Here is a 15,817-nt window from a genome sequence, read left to right as displayed (position 1 = left end):
GGAAAGGATCCGGCGCTGCCGGCGACCAGCGTGTCGTCGGCCGGGTTCACGGACGATCCCCCTGCAACCGGCCAGCCAGGCAATCGGCCAGCAGCTGCGCCGCATCGGCCAGGCGCGGCCCGGGCCGGGCGATCACGTCGCCCTGCTCCGCCGTGAAGCGGCACACGCGGCCCTCGCGCATGGCGCGGATACGCGGCCAGCCGGGCCGCGCCGCCAGCGCCGCGGCGTCGCGCTGCGCCACCATGATCACCTGCGGGTCGGCCCGCACCACGAATTCCGGATTGAGCAGCGGCACGGTGCCCAGGTGGCCCGGCACCACGTTCACGGCGCCGAGCCGGGCCAGGATCTCGCCGATGTGGGAGGACTCGCTGGCGGCGTAGGGCCCGGCGCTGACTTCGAAATAGACGGAGACCCCGTGCTGGGCCGGCGGCACGCTGCGGGCCGCGGCCGCGACGCCGGCATCGATGCGCCGCCACGCGGCGTCCGCCCCGCCCACCTGCAGCGCATCGGCCACCCGGGACAGCACGCGCCGCACGTCGCCCAGGGTCTTGATGTCGAAGCCCATCACCGGCAGGCCCAGCGCCTGCAGCCGGCCGAGCGCGCGCGAGGTGGAGGACAGCAGCACCAGGTCGGGCTGCAAGCCGACGATGCGCTCGATGCGCGGGTCGTCCACCCCGCCCACGCGCGGCAGGCTGCGCACCGAAGCGGGCCAGTTCGCATAGTCGTCGACGCCCACCAGCCGGTCGCAGGCACCGAGCGCACAGACCGTCTCGCCCAGCGAAGGCAACAGCGACACGATGCGCCGCGGCGGCTCGCGCAGGTCCACGGCGACGCCGCGGTCGTCCGTCACCGTCACCGCCAGGATCGGCCAGGCGGTCAGCGCCAGCAGGAGTGCAAGCAGCCAGCGCCTCATGCCGCCTCCTTGAGCACCATCGCGAGTCCGCCGGACATCAGCGTCACGCGTTCGCACGCTGCCGCGGCCTGCTGGTCCAGGCGGCCCAGGGTGTCGGCGAACTGGCGCGCATCGCGGCCAGGGAGCAGCGGCCCGCCGCGCGCATGCCCGAGCAGCACCAGCGGCCCGGCGCAGGTGGCGATGGCGTCGGCCAGGATGGCCGGCGGGTGGCCGCCCTCGCCTTCCGCCAGCATCGGGAGATGGCCTGCGAAACCGGGTCCGCCCTGCTGCGCCGATCCCATCATCAGGGCCGTCAGCCACAGGGTCAGGCAATCGACCACCACCAGCGTGCCCGGCCAGCTGGAGGCGCCCAGCGCATGGGCCAGCGCCAGCGGCTCCTCGGAGGTGCGCAGGCGCGGCTCGCCCGACGCGCTGCGCCGATGCAGCGACACCCGCTCGCGCATCGCGCCGTCCCAGGCCTGCGCGGTGGCGACGTAGACGGCCTCGTGCCCGCCGGCCAGCGCCAGCCAGGCCTCGGCCAGCGCCAGGGCGCGCGCGAGCTGCCCGCCTTCCGGCGTCCCCAGGACCAGCTCGCTGCGGGCCACGCACAGCTCAGGCATGGGCGCGGCTCCAGTCCATGACGATGCGGTGCAGCTGCTCCACCCCGTCGGTCAGCGCCGCCGGCCCGGGCTGCAGGATGTCGGCCGACTTGATCTCGAACAGCTGGCCGTCGCGCACCGCGGCGACCTGCTCCCAGCCAGGCCGCGCTGCCACGCGTTCGGGCCGGAACTTCTTGCCGCACCAGGAGCCGATCACGATGTCGGGGTTGCGCCGCACCACCTCGCCGGGGTCGGCGAGGATGCGGTCCTTGCCCAGCGGCTGCGCGGCCAGCTCGGGGAAGCAGTCGTCGCCGCCGGCGATGTCCAGCAGCTCGCTCACCCAGCGGATGCCGCTGATCAGGGGGTCGTCCCATTCCTCGAAGAACACGCGCGGCCGGCGCGGCAAGGCGGCCGCGGCGGTGCGGATGGCCTCCAGCCGCTCGCGCATGCCCTGCAGCAATTCCAGCCCGCGCTCGGCGCGCCCGACCATGGCCGCCACCTGGTACAGCATCGAGAAGACCTGCTCCACGCTGCGCTGGTTGAAGATGGTGACCTGCACGCCGCGGCGCACCAGTTCCGCCGCGATGTCGGCCTGCAGGTCGGAGAAGCCGAACACGCAGTCCGGCTCCAGTTCCAGGATGCGGTCGATCTTCGCGGAGGTGAAGGCACTGACCCTGGGCTTCTCCTGCCGCGCGCGCGGCGGCCGCACCGTGTAGCCGGAGATGCCCACGATGCGCGCGTCCTCGCCCAGCAGGTACAGCCACTCGGTCGTCTCCTCGGTCATGCAGACGATCCGGCGCGGGGCGAGGTCGCGGGCAGGCAAGGCGGTCGGCTCCTAGAAGTTCACCCGCACGGCGGCCGTGACGGCACGGCCCGGTTCCGGGTAGATCGAGGTGGGCTGCCCGGCCGCGCAGGCGAAGGCCTGCGTGAAGTACTTGCGGTCGAACAGGTTGGTGGCACCCAGCGAGAACTCCGCGTTGCGCCACTGGTAGGCATAGCGCAGGTCGGCCGTCGCATACGAGGGCATGGCGCAACTGTTGGCGAAGTCCGGGTGCTGCGAGGACACCCAGTTCACGCCGCCGGTGAGGCGGTGGTTGGCCGCCGGCGTCCAGTCGGCGCGCAGCGCCAGCGTGCGGCGCGGCGTCAGCGGCACGTCCTGGCCGGCATAGGGGCCGCTGCGGAAGGTGGCGCGGCGCAGCGCCGCGTTGGCCCGCAGCGTGAGCCGGGCCGAGACGGCGTGCGAGGCGTCCAGCTCCAGCCCGGTGCGGCGCGTCGGGTCCAGGTTGACGTTGGCGCCGCCCGGCAGCGGACGGAAGGCGGCCGGATCGAAGCCGATCTCGTCCTCCAGCCGGTGCTGGTAGAGGCGCGCTTCAACGCTGCTGCCCTCGCGCGCCCAGCGCACGCCGAACTCCAGGTCGTTCGAGGTCTGCGGCCTGAGCTGCGCGCTGGGCAGGGTGAAGCTGAACTCGTCCACGTTGGCCAGCCGGAAGCTGCGCCCGGCACGGGCATAGACGGTGAGGTCCGGCGTGACCGGCTGGCTCGCGCCCAGTTCCCAGGCGTGCAGGCGGTCCGCCAGCCGGGTGGCCGAGGCGCTGTCGGACTTGCGCAGGCGCTCGCTGCGCCAGCCGGCGCTCAGGCGGGTGCCGGCCGGCAGCGTGAGCTCGTCGCGGACGTAGGCGCCCAGCGAACGCTGCTTCCCGGTGGTGCCGAAGGCACCCAGGATGTCCCGCGTCCAGCGGCCGTGGTCCAGTCCCAGCACCAGCGAGTTGGCCATGCCGGCGATTGTCCCCGCATGGCGGGCGCGCAGCGAGGCGTCGGTGGCATCGACGTCGTAGTCGTAGTTCAGGAAACCGAAGTTGAGGCTGCGCAGTTCCTTGGTGCGGGCCGCAGCGTCGAAGCCGAGCTGCCAGGCGCCCAGGTCGAGTTCGGCGAAGACGCCGGTGCGCGAATTGCGGATGCGGGCGAAGTCGAGGGGCGTGGTGGCCTGGCGCGGGTCGGCGGCGAACTGCGCCGCCGTCAGCGCGCCCGGCAGGCCGGTGTCGAGGTCGTCGCGCGAGAGGCTGGCACCCACGCGCAGCTGGTCGCCCGACCACTGGCCGGTCACCGTCGCCGCGTCGAACTCGGAGCGGAAGTTGTCGCGATGGTTGTCGCTGTCGCGCTTGTCCGCGCCGGCGTCCAGCGAGAAGCCGCCGCTTCCCACGTGCGCGCTGGCGCGCAGTTCGCGCGTCGCATGCGTGCCGGCACCCGCGTACAGCGAGGCCGTGTTCGGGCCCTGTCGGCCGGCGCCCGCCTTGGTCGTGACCAGGATCACGCCGCCGGTGGCGCCCTCGCCGTACAGCACGGCACCGCTGCCGCGCAGCACCTCGATGCGCTCCACCGACTCGATCGGGATGCCGGCCAGGCGCGGGCCGACCAGGTCGGGCTCGGTCAGCCGCACGCCGTCAACCACGACCACCTGGTTGCTCAGCGCGGTCGTGCCGAAGCCGCGCAGGTCGATGCGGTACTCGCCGCCGCCGTACAGGTCCTGGCGGCCCGGCAGGCCGAGGATGCGCATCAGCGCCTCGTTGACGGTGGCGGCGCCGGAGCGCGCGATCTCCTCGCCGGTGACCACGCTGACGCCATAGGGCAGCGAGCGCGCCGGCTCCGGGAAGCGGGTGGCGTGCACCACCATTTCGCGCAATCCGGGCGACTGGGCCTGGGTGAAGACAGGGAAACACGCGGCGAGCGCCAGCGACAGCCGGGCCAGTCGCGCCGTGGAACGGGAAACGTTCATGGGATACGAGATCGTCAAGAGCCCCGGCCGGCTTCCCCGCCGGCATGTGGGGCAATACGGCCGCGCAGGCGCGGCCACCTCGTTGGCCGGTATCCGGGCTGGCGGAGGACGCTTCCATCGCCTTCCCGGCGGCGTGTGTTGCGGCACGCGCGCCAGTGGCTGTCGTGATGGGGCGGGCGCCTGCGGACAGGCGCCTCCGCTTACCGTTGCGGGGGCAGCGCAGGTTGGCTGGCTCCGTGTGCGCCCGGCGTGCCGGGCGTGGCGGAGCAGGCTCCCTGCTTCCCGTTGAACTGCGGCATGCGAACCACACCGCGAGCACCAACGGCTGCGATTCTAGGCGCAAGCGCGCCCCCAACCCTACAATCCCTTACAGCCATGGCCACTGCTTCCCAGGTCGATCAGATCGCCGAGCGCGTCGAACGCCTGCTCGTGCGCTACGAGGAGCTGCAACGCACCAATGCGCTGCTGCAGCAGCAGGTCGATGGGCTCACGCAAGAGCGCGATTCGCTCAAGTCACGGCTGTCCGCGGCGCGCGCGCGGGTCGATGCGCTGCTCGAGCGCCTGCCGGACATCAACTCCCCGGTGTGAGATGGCTGCCACCAAGCAGATCGAAGTCCAGATCATGGGCCAGAGCTACCTGCTCGGCTGTCCCGAGGGGGGCGAGGGCCGCCTGCTGGAAGCGGTCGAGAAGGTCGACACGGCGATGTGCCGCATCCGCGACGCCGGCAAGGTCAAGGCACGCGACCGCATCGCGGTGCTCGCCGCGCTGAACCTCGCCTTCGACGTCCCCGACCGCGATGCCGCGCCTGCACGTACGGCCCAGCCGCCGGCAACCGGCGAGCGGGACCCGCGGCTGGACTCGCTGATCGAACGGCTGGACCGCGCGATCGGCAACGACGGCCGGTTGATCTGACCCAGCGTCATTCCCGCGAAGGCGGGAAATCCAGGGCTTCCGCTTCTGCGACATCGGCGCGCCGCGGTCGCTGTCAAGCTCGACCACTCTTTCACGTTCGCGCGCCCGGAGTTTTCGCCGCAACGGCCCACGCGGGCAGTCCCTGCCCCTAGAATGATTTCCGTCTGCAGTGCGTGCCGGGCTTTATATTTCCTTGAACCAATGCTCAATGAGCTCGGGCCTGGAAAATACCTGGCGAGCGTGAACGTCTCGCGTCAGATGATCCCAACGCCTGGTTGACCTAGCCCACCTGAACCCCCGGTTCAGGATGCCGGTCCGGTGGCAACTGCAGACACCCCTTTTCTTCACGAAGAAATCGCTGCGCGATTTCTTCGTGGTTGACTAGCTAGATGACGAAGGCCGGAGTGAATCCGGCCTTCGTCATGATTGGACCGCGCTGCATGTTATTCCGCGCGGTCCGGCGCGCCGATCTTGCAGACCGGCGCCAACGGCGAAGCTCAGCGACAATCCGGGCCGATGCGCCGCAAGGGCGCGGAAGAACAAACGGCATGGATCTCGCACTCCCCCTCATCCTCGAACTGGTCGCGCTCGGCCTGGCCACCGGTTTTCTCGCGGGGCTGCTGGGCATCGGGGGCGGGATGATCATGGTGCCCTTCATCACGCTGATCCTCGGGCAGCGCGGCGTGGCGCCCGAGCTGGCGGTCAAGATGGCGATCGCCACCTCGATGGCCACCATCATCTTCACCTCGGTGTCCAGCGTGCGCGCGCACCACAAGCGCGGCGCGGTGCGCTGGGACATCGTCAAGCGGCTGGCGCCCGGCATCGTGATCGGCAGCATGGTCGGCAGCCTGGGCGTGTTCGCGCTGCTCAAGGGCAGCGTGCTGGCCATCATCTTCGCCGCCTTCGTGGGCTTCTCTGCCACCCAGATGTTCCTGGACCGCAAGCCCAAGCCGAGCCGCCAGATGCCGGGTACGGCGGGCACGGTGGCCGCGGGCGGCGCGATCGGCTTCCTCTCAGGCCTGGTGGGCGCCGGCGGTGGCTTCATCAGCGTGCCGTTCATGACCTGGTGCAACGTCGCCATCCACAACGCCGTCGCCACCTCGGCCGCGCTGGGCTTCCCGATCGCGGTCGCCAACGTGGCCGGCTACATCGCCAGCGGGATGCGGGTCGAGGGGCTGCCGCCGGGCTCCTTCGGCTATCTCTGGCTGCCGGCGCTGGTCGTGATCGCGCTGGGCAGCGTCAGCACCGCGCCGCTCGGCGCCCGCGCCGCGCACGCGCTGCCGGTCGGCAAGCTCAAGCGCGTCTTCGCCAGCATCCTGTACACGCTCGCGGCCTACATGCTCTACAAGGGGCTGGCCGCCTGAGGTCCGGCGCGCCTGCTGCGCCACCTCGCGCAGCACGTCCAGCACCAGCTCCGGCTGGGTCAGCTGCGGGAAGTGCCCGCTGCGCCGGGCGATCACCTGCCGGCCGAGCGGCGACAGCCGAGCCAGTTCGCTCTGGTGCTCGCGTCGCCGGCGCAGCGAGGACTCCGGCACCAGCCAGCGCGGCGGCCCGCTGCCGCCGCTGACGACCAGCAGCGGCACCGGCGGAAAGGATCCGGCGGCTTCCACTTCGCATGCGGTCTGCTCGAACCGGTCCAGCTCCGATTGCAGGTTGGGCCGCAGCAGGCGCTGGGGCACGGACAGCAGCTTCTCGAGCACCTTCGCGAGCCGGCCCTCATGCCCCTTGAGCGCCTCGTGGTCCTGCGGGTGCGTGGCTTCCAGCAGCACCACGCCGGCGACCTCGGCGGGATGCCGCCGGGCGAACAGCTGGGCATGCAGGCCGCCCAGCGAGTGCCCCACCAGCAGGTAGGGCGGCGACAGGTCGAGCCGTGCCAGCAGGTCCCGCAGGCCGGCGACCACGGCGCTGGCCGGTTGCGGCGAACGGGGCGGCGTGCTGGCCCCGGCGCCGCAGCGGTTCCAGGCCAGCGTACGGCCGATCGACTCGATGCCGGGATACAGGCGGCTCCAGGCCTCCAAGGTCACGCCCGCGCCGCTGAACAGGAGCAGAGCCGGCCGGCCCTCGCCCGAGAGCACGTATTCCAGCTCGCCGGCGGTCACGGCCAGCCGCCGCCGGCGCGGCAGCGATCGGGGCAGCAGCACGTCGGTTCGCAGTCCCGCTCAAGCCCCGCCGATGCCCCGGACCACCTTGCCGGTGCCCTCGCATTCCGGGCAGGGACCGCCGTTGAGCTGGCCCGTCCCGCCGCAGGCGCGGCAGAGATCCTCGCCGGTGCCGGGGGTCCCGGGCGGCGCCTCGTCGCCGGGCGCCATCGGCGCCTGCGGCCCGGCGCCACGGGTGCCCGTGTCGGGGTCCGATGCAGCCGATGGGCGCACGGCAAGGTCGATGGAGGCGCCCGGATCCTCCTCGCCGGCGACGGATTCGCTGAGGTCGATGGGGCCGGTGGCAGGGGTTCGTTGGTCAGCCATGGAACATCTCGTGCAAGGTGGATCCCATGCTAGGCCGGCTGCGCCCTCCGCCCCGTAGGACGTTGCAGCGGATGGGCGGCCCCGGCTGCACCGTTGCAGAGAGATACCTCAAGGCAGAGCCACATCCCGCCTAGACTTCGCTCCGCCGCGCGCCGCCATCCCCAGGGGCCGGACGCGCGGTCCACGGAACGGCCCGGGCCCTCCTGCTCTTCCATTGCACAGGCGCATCGCGGCTCGACGTTTGACAAGCCGAAACAATCGGCAGAAAAAGCGGCTTCGCTGCAGCAAGCGGCTGGGCTGCAGGGGAGCAACGCCGCCGGGCACGGCGGCCGGGCTGCAGGGAGCGATGGGCTCCCCGGGCAGCGGTTGCGCAACGGCCCGGCCGCAGCGCGACCACATCCACAGTGACGACATGAGCGAACCCACGGGCCTGACCGAAGCGACCACAGTCCACTGCCAGCCGGCAGCCGGCGCGCTGGTGTCCGGGCGCGCCGCAGAGGCCGAAGCGATCGCCGACAGCGACATGGCCGCCCTGGTGGCCGAGCACGACTGGGCCGCCACGCCGCTGGGACCGGCCGAGCACTGGCCGCAGAGCCTGAAGAACACGGTGCGGCTGCTGCTCGGTTCGCGCTACCCCATGTGCGTGGGGTGGGGGCCCAAGCTGATCTCCATCTACAACGACGCGTACACCGAGTTCCTGGGCACGCGGCATCCCTGGGCGCTGGGGCGCAGCGCGCGCGAGACCTGGGCCGAGATCTGGCACGTCATCGGTCCGCAGATCGATGCCGTGCTGCAGCGCGGCGCCGCCACCTGGAACGAGCGCCAGCAGCTCATGCTGCAGCGCGAGGGCTTCGCCGAGGAAACCTATTTCACCTTCTCCTTCAGCCCCTGCTTCGACGACCAGGGCGAGGTCGGCGGCGTGTTCTGCGCCTGCACCGACGAGACCGCGCGCGTGCTGGGCGAGCGGCGCCTCAAGAGCCTGGCTGCGCTGGCGGCGGCGGTGCAGGATGCACACAGCCCCCGCGGGGCCTGCGACAGCGCCGCAGCGGCGCTGGCCGGCAATGCGCACGACCTGCCGTTCGTGCTGCTCTACCTGCAGGACGGCGCGACGGCCCGGCTGGCGGCGCGCACCGGCGTGAACGATCCCCGGCTGGCACTGCCGGAGATCGACCAGGCGGCGGCCGCCCCCTGGCCGCTGGCGGCCGTGGCCGAGCGGCGCGAACCCATGGTGGTCAACGGGCTGGCCGCGCGCGCCGAGGTGCCCGCCGGCCCGTGGCCCGAGCCGGTCCAGGACGCGGTCGTGCTGCCGCTGAACGTGTCCTCCCCCGGCGCACCCAGCGGCTTCATGGTGGCCGGCCTCAACCCGCGCCGGCCGCTGGACGGCGACTACCTCGATTACCTGGGGCTCGCGGCCCGGCGCGTCGCCAGCGCCATTGCCGACGCCCACCGCTTCGAGATGGAGCGCGAGCGCGCCCGCTCGCTGGCCGAGCTGGACCGCGCCAAGATGCTGTTCTTCTCCAACGTGAGCCACGAGCTGCGCACGCCGCTGGCGCTGTTGCTCGGCCCGCTCGGCGACCTGCTGGAGGGCCCGGCCGTGAGCGGCCCCGCCCGCGAGTCGCTGCGGCTGGCCCAGCGCAACGGCTATCGCCTGCAGCGGCTGGTGAACACGCTGCTGGAGTTCTCGCGCTTCGAGGGCGGCCGCGTCCAGGCCAGCTTCCGCCCGCTCGACCTGTCCGCCCACACCGCCGGGCTGGCGGCCTTCTTCCAGTCGGCCGCGACCCGCGCCGGCCTGGGGATGCAGATCCGGTGCGAACCGCTGCCGCAGCCGGTGTACGTCGACCGCAGCCTGTGGGAGAAGATCGTCTTCAACCTGGTCTCCAACGCGATCAAGTACACGCTGGCCGGCCAGGTCGTGGTGCGCCTGCAGCCCACGCCCGGCGGCGCCCGGCTGGAGGTGGCCGACACCGGCGTGGGCATCCCGGAAGAGGCCCTGCCCCACGTGTTCGAGCGCTTCTACCGCGTGGAGGGCTCGCAGGGCCGCAGCATCGAAGGCACCGGCATCGGCCTCGCGCTGGTCGCCGAGCTGGTGCGCCTGCATGGCGGCACGGTGCAGGTGCGCAGCCGGCTCGGCGGGGGCAGCACGTTCACGATCGACCTGCCCTGGGGCAGCGAACACCTGCCCGCCAACCAGGTCGACCATGCCGCCGCCGAACTGCCGCTCGCGCAACCGCCGCATGGCTGGCTGGACGAGGTCGAGGGCTGGATAGTGAACGCCGAGGCCGGACAGCTGTCCATGGACTCCGCGTTCGCCCCCGAGTTGGTGGCGAACGAACCGGCTCCGAACCCGATCGACGCGCGCGCACGGGTGCTGGTGGTGGACGACAACGCCGACATGCGCGGCTACCTGGCCCAGCTGGTCGGCCACGAGCACGCGGTGCAGGTCGCGGGGGACGGCTGGCAGGCCCTGCAGGCCATCCACGAGCGCCTGCCCGACCTGGTGCTGACCGACGTGATGATGCCGGGGCTGGACGGCTTCGGCCTGTTGCAGCGCCTGCGGGCCGATCCGTCCACGGCGGCGCTGCCGGTGGTGATGGTGTCGGCCAACGCCGGCCACAGCTACCGCCTGCAGGCGCTGGAAGCCGGGGCCGACGACTTCCTGGTCAAGCCCTTCCATGCGCGCGAGCTGCTGGCGAGGGTGTCGGCCACCCTGCGCCTGGCCCAGGTGCGGCGCGAAGCCATGGAGCGCGAGCAGGCGCTGCGCGCCGAGATCCAGGGCATGGTGGAGAGCATCACCGATGCCTTCGTCGCGCTCGACGCGAACTGGTGCTTCAGCTACGTCAACGGCGCCGCCGAGGCCATCTTCGGCCGTTCGCGCGAGAGCATGCTGGGGCGCAACTACTGGGAGCTGTTCCCCACCGTCCTGGGATCGGTGTTCGAGGAGCCGCTGCGGCGCGCCATGCGCGAGCGGGTGGCGCTCAACGTCGACGGGCCCTACGACCCGCTGGCCGGCTGGTTCGAGATCGGCGTCTACCCGCTGGCCTCGGGCGGGCTGGCGTGCTCCTTCCACGACGTGCTGCAGTCACGGCTGATGGAGCGCGGCATCCGCGAGAGCGAGTCGCAGCAGCGCTTCCTGGCCGAGTTCAGCGAGCTGATGCAGCGCACGCTGGATCCGGAAGCAGTGCTCGACGCCGCGGTGCAGGCGCTGGCGCAGCACCTGCAGGCCGACCGCTGCTGCTGGGCGCTGGTGGACGAGGACGAGGACGGCCTGGACGTCCGGGGCGAGTACCGGCGCGAAGGCCTGCCCTCCATCCTCGGGCACCTGCGGCTGAGCGATTTCGGCGGCGAGCAGCTGGCCATGTACCGGTCCGGACGGGTGTTCGCGGTCAACGACATCGAGACCGACCCGCGGCTGGCCGGCCAGCGCGATTCCCATCGCGCGATAGGCAGCGCGGCCAACCTCTCCTTCGGGATCCTGCGCGCCGGGCGGCTGGTGGCCGGCATCGCCGTCCACCAGCGGCACCCGCGTGCCTGGACCGAGTCCGAGATCTCGCTGGTGCAGGCAGCGGCGCACCGCTGCTGGGAGGCCTTCGAGCGGGCCCAGGTGCAGCTCAGGCAGCGCGAGGCCGCCGAGGCGCTGGCGCAGGCGCTGGCGGCCCTGCAGCAGGTCGAGCGGCGCAAGGACCAGTTCATCGCCACGCTGGCGCACGAGCTGCGCAACCCGCTGGCGCCTCTTCGCAACGGCGTGCAACTGCTCGAGCTGGGTGGCGGGCCCGACGGCGGAGCCCGGGTGCAGGCCATGATGCGCCGCCAGATCGACCAGCTGGTGCGGCTGGTCGATGACCTGCTGGAGGTCTCGCGCATCACCTCCGGCAAGGTGGTGCTGCAGCGCAGCCGGGTGTCGCTGCACGAGGTGCTGGCCGGCGCGGCCGAGACCAGCCGGCCGGTGCTGGAGGCGGCCAGCCACACGCTGCAGGTGTCGATCGGGCGGGTGGCCGCCGTGCACGTGGACGGCGATCCGCTGCGCCTCGGCCAGGTGTTCGCCAATCTGCTGAACAACGCCGCCAAGTACACCGACCCCGGCGGTCGCATCGTGCTGGTGGCATGGAAGGAAGGATCGCAGGCCGTGGTGCAGGTGCAGGACAACGGCATGGGGCTGGCGCCCGACATGCTGGAAGAGGTGTTCCAGCCCTTCGTGCAGGCGGACCGCTCCGCCGCCCGCGCGCAGGGCGGATTGGGGATCGGGCTGTCGATCGTGCGCAGCCTGGTGGAACTGCACGGCGGCAAGGTGCGCGCGCAAAGCGACGGGCCCGGCAAGGGCAGCACCTTCGAGGTGCGGATCCCCACGTTGCCGGCCCAGGCCCAGGAGGCACCCGCGCCCGCCTCCGAGCCCGCCCGGACGCCGGCCGAGGCGGAAGGTCCCACCGTGCTGGTGGTCGACGACAACCGCGACGCCGCCGACAGCCTGGGGACCATGCTGGACATGATGGGCGCCAGCACGCGCGTGGTCTACGGCGGGCCGGACGCCCTGGCGGCGGCGCAGGAACAGGCGCCGCAGCTGGTGCTGCTGGACCTGGGCATGCCAGGCATGGACGGCTACGAGGTCGTGCGTCGGCTGGCCGCGCACCCGGAGCGCCGGCGCATGCACGTGGTGGCGCTGACCGGCTGGGGACAGGCCGAGGATCGCCAGCGCACCCGCGAGGCGGGCTTCGACGAGCACCTGGTCAAGCCGGCCGAGATCGACGCGCTGCAGGACCTGCTGCGCCGCGTGAGCGGCGGCGTGCCGGCCTGAGGGCCGTCCGCAGCGACTCCTGCAGGCCGCTGCGCGGCGGCCCGGCGCGGCGGGCACCGGCGCGTGCGTTACGCTTGACGTTTTTTTCAACCTGCCGCCGGATGACCGCCTCCAACGAGCCTTCCACCACGGCGCCGCCGGTGCGGCGCTTCCGCGATCCCGCCTACCGCCCCGTGGCCGGGTCGCTGGCCGAGCTGCGCCAGCGCATCGACTCGCTCGACGAGCAGATCGTGGCGCTGCTGGCCCAGCGCGCCGAATGCGTGCGCGACGCCACCCGCTTCAAGCGCGACGCCTTCCAGGTCCAGGCGCCGGCGCGCCAGGCGCAGGTGTTCGAGCACGTGCGCGCCCTGGCCGCCGCGCACGAATCCGCGTTCCCCGGGCTGCCCGACATCGTGGAGGCCGCCTATCGCACCCTCGTGGCGGGCTACATCGCCGCCGAGGGCCAGTTGTTCCAGCAAACCGAAGCCATCGAACCATGAAGACACCCCTGTCCGCCCGCCGCCTCCTCGTCCGTTCCCTCGCCGCCCTCGGGCTGGCCGGATTCGCCCTCGCCGGCATGGCGCAGCAGGGCTGGCCGAACAAGCCGGTCAAGATCGTCGTGCCCTACGGCCCCGGATCCTCGCCGGACGTCATCACGCGCATCGTGGCCGAGCGGCTGTCCCCGCGCATCGGGCAGCCGGTGGTGGTCGAGAACCGGCCCGGCGCCGGCGGCAACAACGGCACCGGCGCAGTCGCCAAGTCGGCCGGCGACGGCTACACCTACCTGATCAGCACCAACGGCCCGCTGGTCTACAACACGGTGCTGTACAAGAACCTGCCCTACGACCCGTTCAAGGAACTGCGGCCGGTGGTGCTGGCCGGCGGCCAGCCCAACGTCTGCGCCGTGCGCACCGACTCGGGCATCAACTCGCTGCGCGACCTGGTCGCGGCGATGAAGAAGAATCCCGGCTCCTTCAACTTCTCCTCCACCGGCGTGGGCAGCCTGTCGCAGCTGGGCGTGGAGCTCCTGAAGGTCAAGACCGACACCTTCGCGGTGCACATCCCCTACGCCTCGTCGCCGCTCGCGATCCTGGCCATCCTGCAGGGCGACGTGCAGTTCGCCTGCGTGCCGCCGGTGGCCGTGATGCCGCACGTGAAGTCCGGCAAGCTGCGGCCGCTGGCCGTGTCCACGGCCAAGCGCAGCCCGCTGATGCCCGACATCCCGACCATGAAGGAAGGCGGCCTGCCCGAGATCGAGAGCCTGGCCTGGATGGCCATCATGGCGCCGGCCAGCACGCCCGACGACATCGTCCAGCGCATGAACCGCGAGATCAACGCGGTGCTGGCCATGCCGGAGGTCAAGGAGAAGCTGAACGCGCAGTACATGGAGCCGATCGGCGGCTCGCCGCAGGACCTGGCGAAGTTCATGCAGCAGGAACTGCGCGAGATGACCCCGGTGATCAAGCGCACCGGCATCTCGATGGAATGATCCGGCTGGACGTACGGCGGGCGCCCTGCCCGCCGGCGGACGTCCCGCCCGCGCTGGCGGCGCTGGACGGGCACGAGGGCGTCTATTTCGGCGTCGATACGGGCATCGCGGGCCTGCACCCGCTGCAGGCCACGCTGGCCACCCGGCCGGCGCTGCGGCTGGCGCTGTTCGCCGACGGCGCCGAGGTCCGGGCGCTGACGCCGCTGGGGCAGGCGCTGCTCGCGCACCAGGCCCTCGCCGGCTGGCGCTCCCGCGTGGGGCGCGGACGCGGCGAGGGCGCCCTGGCGATCGCACGCGCCCTGCTCGCCTGCTTCGAGCCCTCGGCCGACGTGCTGCTGGTCGGCGCGCTGCCGTTCGAGGCCTGGCGGCTGGCCCTCTCCGCCGCACAGGACGGTGCCAGCCTTCGCGGGAATGACCCAGCGCTGGGCGTGCTGTACCTGCCGGAGCACCTGCTGCGGCGAAACGCCGAGGGCCACTGGACGTCGGTGCAACTCGGCCTGCCGGGCTTGCCGGCCGAGGCCACGCCGCCTGCGTCGGCAGCCGGCAGCGTGCCACCGGTTGCAGCCGAGCCCGCCGACGACCTGCCGGCGGGCGGCTACGCGGCCATGGTGGAGCGCGCCCTGGCGGTGCTGCGAGAACGGCCGCTGGTGTCGCTGACGCTCAGCGCGAGCTACCGGCGCCGCGTGGAGCTGCCCCCGTCGCAGGCGTTCGCCCGGCTGCGGGCGGCCAATCCGGCGCCGGCCAGCTTCTTCCTCAACGACGGCAGCGGCCTGCGCCTGTTCGGCGCTTCGCCCGACCTGCAGCTCGTGGTCGCGAACGGCGAGGTGCAGGCGCTGCCGGTGTGCGGCACGGTGGCGCGCCGGCCCGGTGCCCAGGGCGAAGCCGAATCGCTGCGCGAGCTGTTCAACGAAGAGGTCGATGCTGCCGCCCTGGCGGTGTGCAGCGACGCCCTGCGCAACGACCTGGCGCCCCTGTGCGAACCGGGCAGCCTGCGCCTGCTGGACCGGCGCCGGCCGATGTCGCTGGCCACCGTGGTGCATGCGGTGGACCGGCTGGCCGGACGCCTGCGCGAAGGCTGCGACGCCTGGGACGCGATCGCCGCCACGGCCGCGCCCGTGATGCTGACCGGCACGCCGCGCCCGCAGGCGCTGCAGGCGATCGCCGAGCTGGAGGCCAGCCCGCGCGGCTGGTACGGCGGCATGGTGGTGCAGGTGGCGAGCAACGGCGACGCCCTGGCCGGCACCATCCTGCGCGCGGCGGCGGTGCGCGACGGGATCGCCGAAGTGCGCACCGGCGGCGACCTGCTGGCCGACTCCGCCCCGCCGCGCGAGGAGGCCGAATCGCGGCTGAAGACGCGCTCGGTGTGGCGCGCCTTCGGCCTGGAAACGGACGCGGCGACGAATGCCACTGCCGCCGCGCCGGGTGCGCGCCGGCCGCTGGCCGTGCAGTTGCAGGCCGAGGGGGACCCCTTTGCCGCCGCCCTCGCGGACTGCCTGGCCGGGCTGAACCTCGCGATCGATCCCGCTGCCGATGTCGTGGTCGTGGCGGGTCGCCTGGCCAGCCCCGGCGACCGGCCGCGGGTGTTCGTCGGCGACGCCGCCTACGAGGCGCTGGCCGCGGCGGGCGCGGCGGTCGAAACCTGCGCCCCGGAACAGGGGCGCGCGCTCGAGGGCTCTCGCTGCGCCGACGGCGTGCGCTTCAGCGCCGGTCGCTACGCCCGCCACCGGCTGGTCGCCGCACCACCGGGATGGACCGTGCACGCGGTGGACGCCGGCGGCGCGCCACTGGCCCTGGCCCGCGGCCCGCTCGCCTGCCTGCTCTACCGGCCGGATTCGCTGCTGTCCGACGACACGGCGCGCGGCTTGCTGCGCAGCCTGGTCGAGGAAGTCGGCGCGCTCGCCTGAAGCCTGCGGGGCCC

At 72.7% G+C, this 15,817-nt stretch carries 12 protein-coding genes, 1 pseudogene and 1 riboswitch; of the genes and pseudogenes, 7 read left to right on the top strand and 6 right to left on the bottom strand.

Annotated elements, in window-relative coordinates:
- Window positions 1–46: 46 nt before the first annotated feature.
- The 4 genes from VEC03_RS08660 to VEC03_RS08645 are packed head-to-tail and all read right to left on the bottom strand — an operon-like array spanning window position 47 to window position 4,264.
- Window positions 47–913, bottom strand: a complete 867-nt coding sequence (locus VEC03_RS08660; protein ID WP_324914398.1) for a helical backbone metal receptor — start codon at window positions 911–913, stop codon at window positions 47–49.
- Window positions 910–1,512, bottom strand: coding sequence for a bifunctional adenosylcobinamide kinase/adenosylcobinamide-phosphate guanylyltransferase (locus tag VEC03_RS08655; RefSeq protein WP_324914396.1), 603 nt, complete (start codon window positions 1,510–1,512; stop codon window positions 910–912). The genes VEC03_RS08660 and VEC03_RS08655 overlap by 4 nt, the downstream gene beginning before the upstream one ends.
- Entirely contained in the window at window positions 1,505–2,275 is a 771-nt protein-coding gene (locus VEC03_RS08650; protein WP_324914412.1) for an ABC transporter substrate-binding protein, read from the bottom strand. The genes VEC03_RS08655 and VEC03_RS08650 overlap by 8 nt, the downstream gene beginning before the upstream one ends.
- Window positions 2,276–2,326: 51 nt before the next feature.
- Window positions 2,327–4,264 (bottom strand): TonB-dependent receptor, encoded by a 1,938-nt coding sequence (locus VEC03_RS08645; RefSeq protein ID WP_324914395.1) that lies wholly within the window; start codon window positions 4,262–4,264, stop codon window positions 2,327–2,329.
- Window positions 4,265–4,331: 67 nt separating this feature from the next.
- A riboswitch (cobalamin riboswitch) is annotated at window positions 4,332–4,602 on the bottom strand.
- A gap of 37 nt (window positions 4,603–4,639) precedes the next feature.
- On the opposite strand from VEC03_RS08645, the gene VEC03_RS08640 reads away from it, so the two are divergent.
- The 3 genes from VEC03_RS08640 to VEC03_RS08630 all read left to right on the top strand — a co-directional run bounded on the left by VEC03_RS08640 (window position 4,640) and on the right by VEC03_RS08630 (window position 6,541).
- Window positions 4,640–4,852, top strand: coding sequence for a cell division protein ZapB (locus VEC03_RS08640; RefSeq protein ID WP_324914393.1), 213 nt, complete (start codon window positions 4,640–4,642; stop codon window positions 4,850–4,852).
- A gap of 1 nt (window position 4,853) precedes the next feature.
- On the top strand, window positions 4,854–5,177 hold the full coding sequence (locus VEC03_RS08635; RefSeq protein ID WP_324914392.1) for a cell division protein ZapA: 324 nt from the start codon (window positions 4,854–4,856) through the stop codon (window positions 5,175–5,177).
- A 548-nt stretch (window positions 5,178–5,725) separates the two neighbouring features.
- Complete coding sequence (locus VEC03_RS08630) at window positions 5,726–6,541, top strand: sulfite exporter TauE/SafE family protein (RefSeq protein WP_324914391.1); 816 nt, start codon at window positions 5,726–5,728, stop codon at window positions 6,539–6,541.
- Between the two features lie 48 nt (window positions 6,542–6,589).
- Here the strand turns inward: VEC03_RS08630 and VEC03_RS19115 are convergent.
- Window positions 6,590–7,252 (bottom strand): annotated as a pseudogene (locus VEC03_RS19115) (alpha/beta fold hydrolase); the annotation flags it as partial.
- A gap of 84 nt (window positions 7,253–7,336) precedes the next feature.
- Window positions 7,337–7,642 carry a hypothetical protein gene (locus tag VEC03_RS08625; protein ID WP_324914389.1) on the bottom strand — a complete coding sequence of 102 codons (306 nt, stop codon included), beginning with the start codon at window positions 7,640–7,642 and terminating at the stop codon, window positions 7,337–7,339.
- A 412-nt stretch (window positions 7,643–8,054) separates the two neighbouring features.
- On the opposite strand from VEC03_RS08625, the gene VEC03_RS08620 reads away from it, so the two are divergent.
- The 4 genes from VEC03_RS08620 (at window position 8,055) to VEC03_RS08605 (ending at window position 15,803) form a co-directional block, all read left to right on the top strand.
- Window positions 8,055–12,431: an ATP-binding protein gene (locus VEC03_RS08620; protein ID WP_324914388.1), complete on the top strand. Its 4,377-nt coding sequence runs from the start codon at window positions 8,055–8,057 to the stop codon at window positions 12,429–12,431.
- Between the two features lie 101 nt (window positions 12,432–12,532).
- Window positions 12,533–12,910: a chorismate mutase gene (locus VEC03_RS08615; RefSeq protein WP_324914386.1), complete on the top strand. Its 378-nt coding sequence runs from the start codon at window positions 12,533–12,535 to the stop codon at window positions 12,908–12,910.
- Window positions 12,907–13,899 (top strand): tripartite tricarboxylate transporter substrate binding protein, encoded by a 993-nt coding sequence (locus VEC03_RS08610; RefSeq protein ID WP_324914385.1) that lies wholly within the window; start codon window positions 12,907–12,909, stop codon window positions 13,897–13,899. Before VEC03_RS08615 ends, VEC03_RS08610 begins: the two co-directional genes overlap by 4 nt.
- Window positions 13,896–15,803: a chorismate-binding protein gene (locus tag VEC03_RS08605; protein ID WP_324914383.1), complete on the top strand. Its 1,908-nt coding sequence runs from the start codon at window positions 13,896–13,898 to the stop codon at window positions 15,801–15,803. The genes VEC03_RS08610 and VEC03_RS08605 overlap by 4 nt, the downstream gene beginning before the upstream one ends.
- The last annotated feature ends 14 nt before the right edge of the window (window positions 15,804–15,817 follow it).

Source organism: Ramlibacter sp., from assembly GCF_035627355.1.
Classification (GTDB): domain Bacteria; phylum Pseudomonadota; class Gammaproteobacteria; order Burkholderiales; family Burkholderiaceae_C; genus Ramlibacter.
Note: the sequence above shows the minus strand (reverse complement) of the source record. Positions and strands in the feature narration are given on the sequence as shown.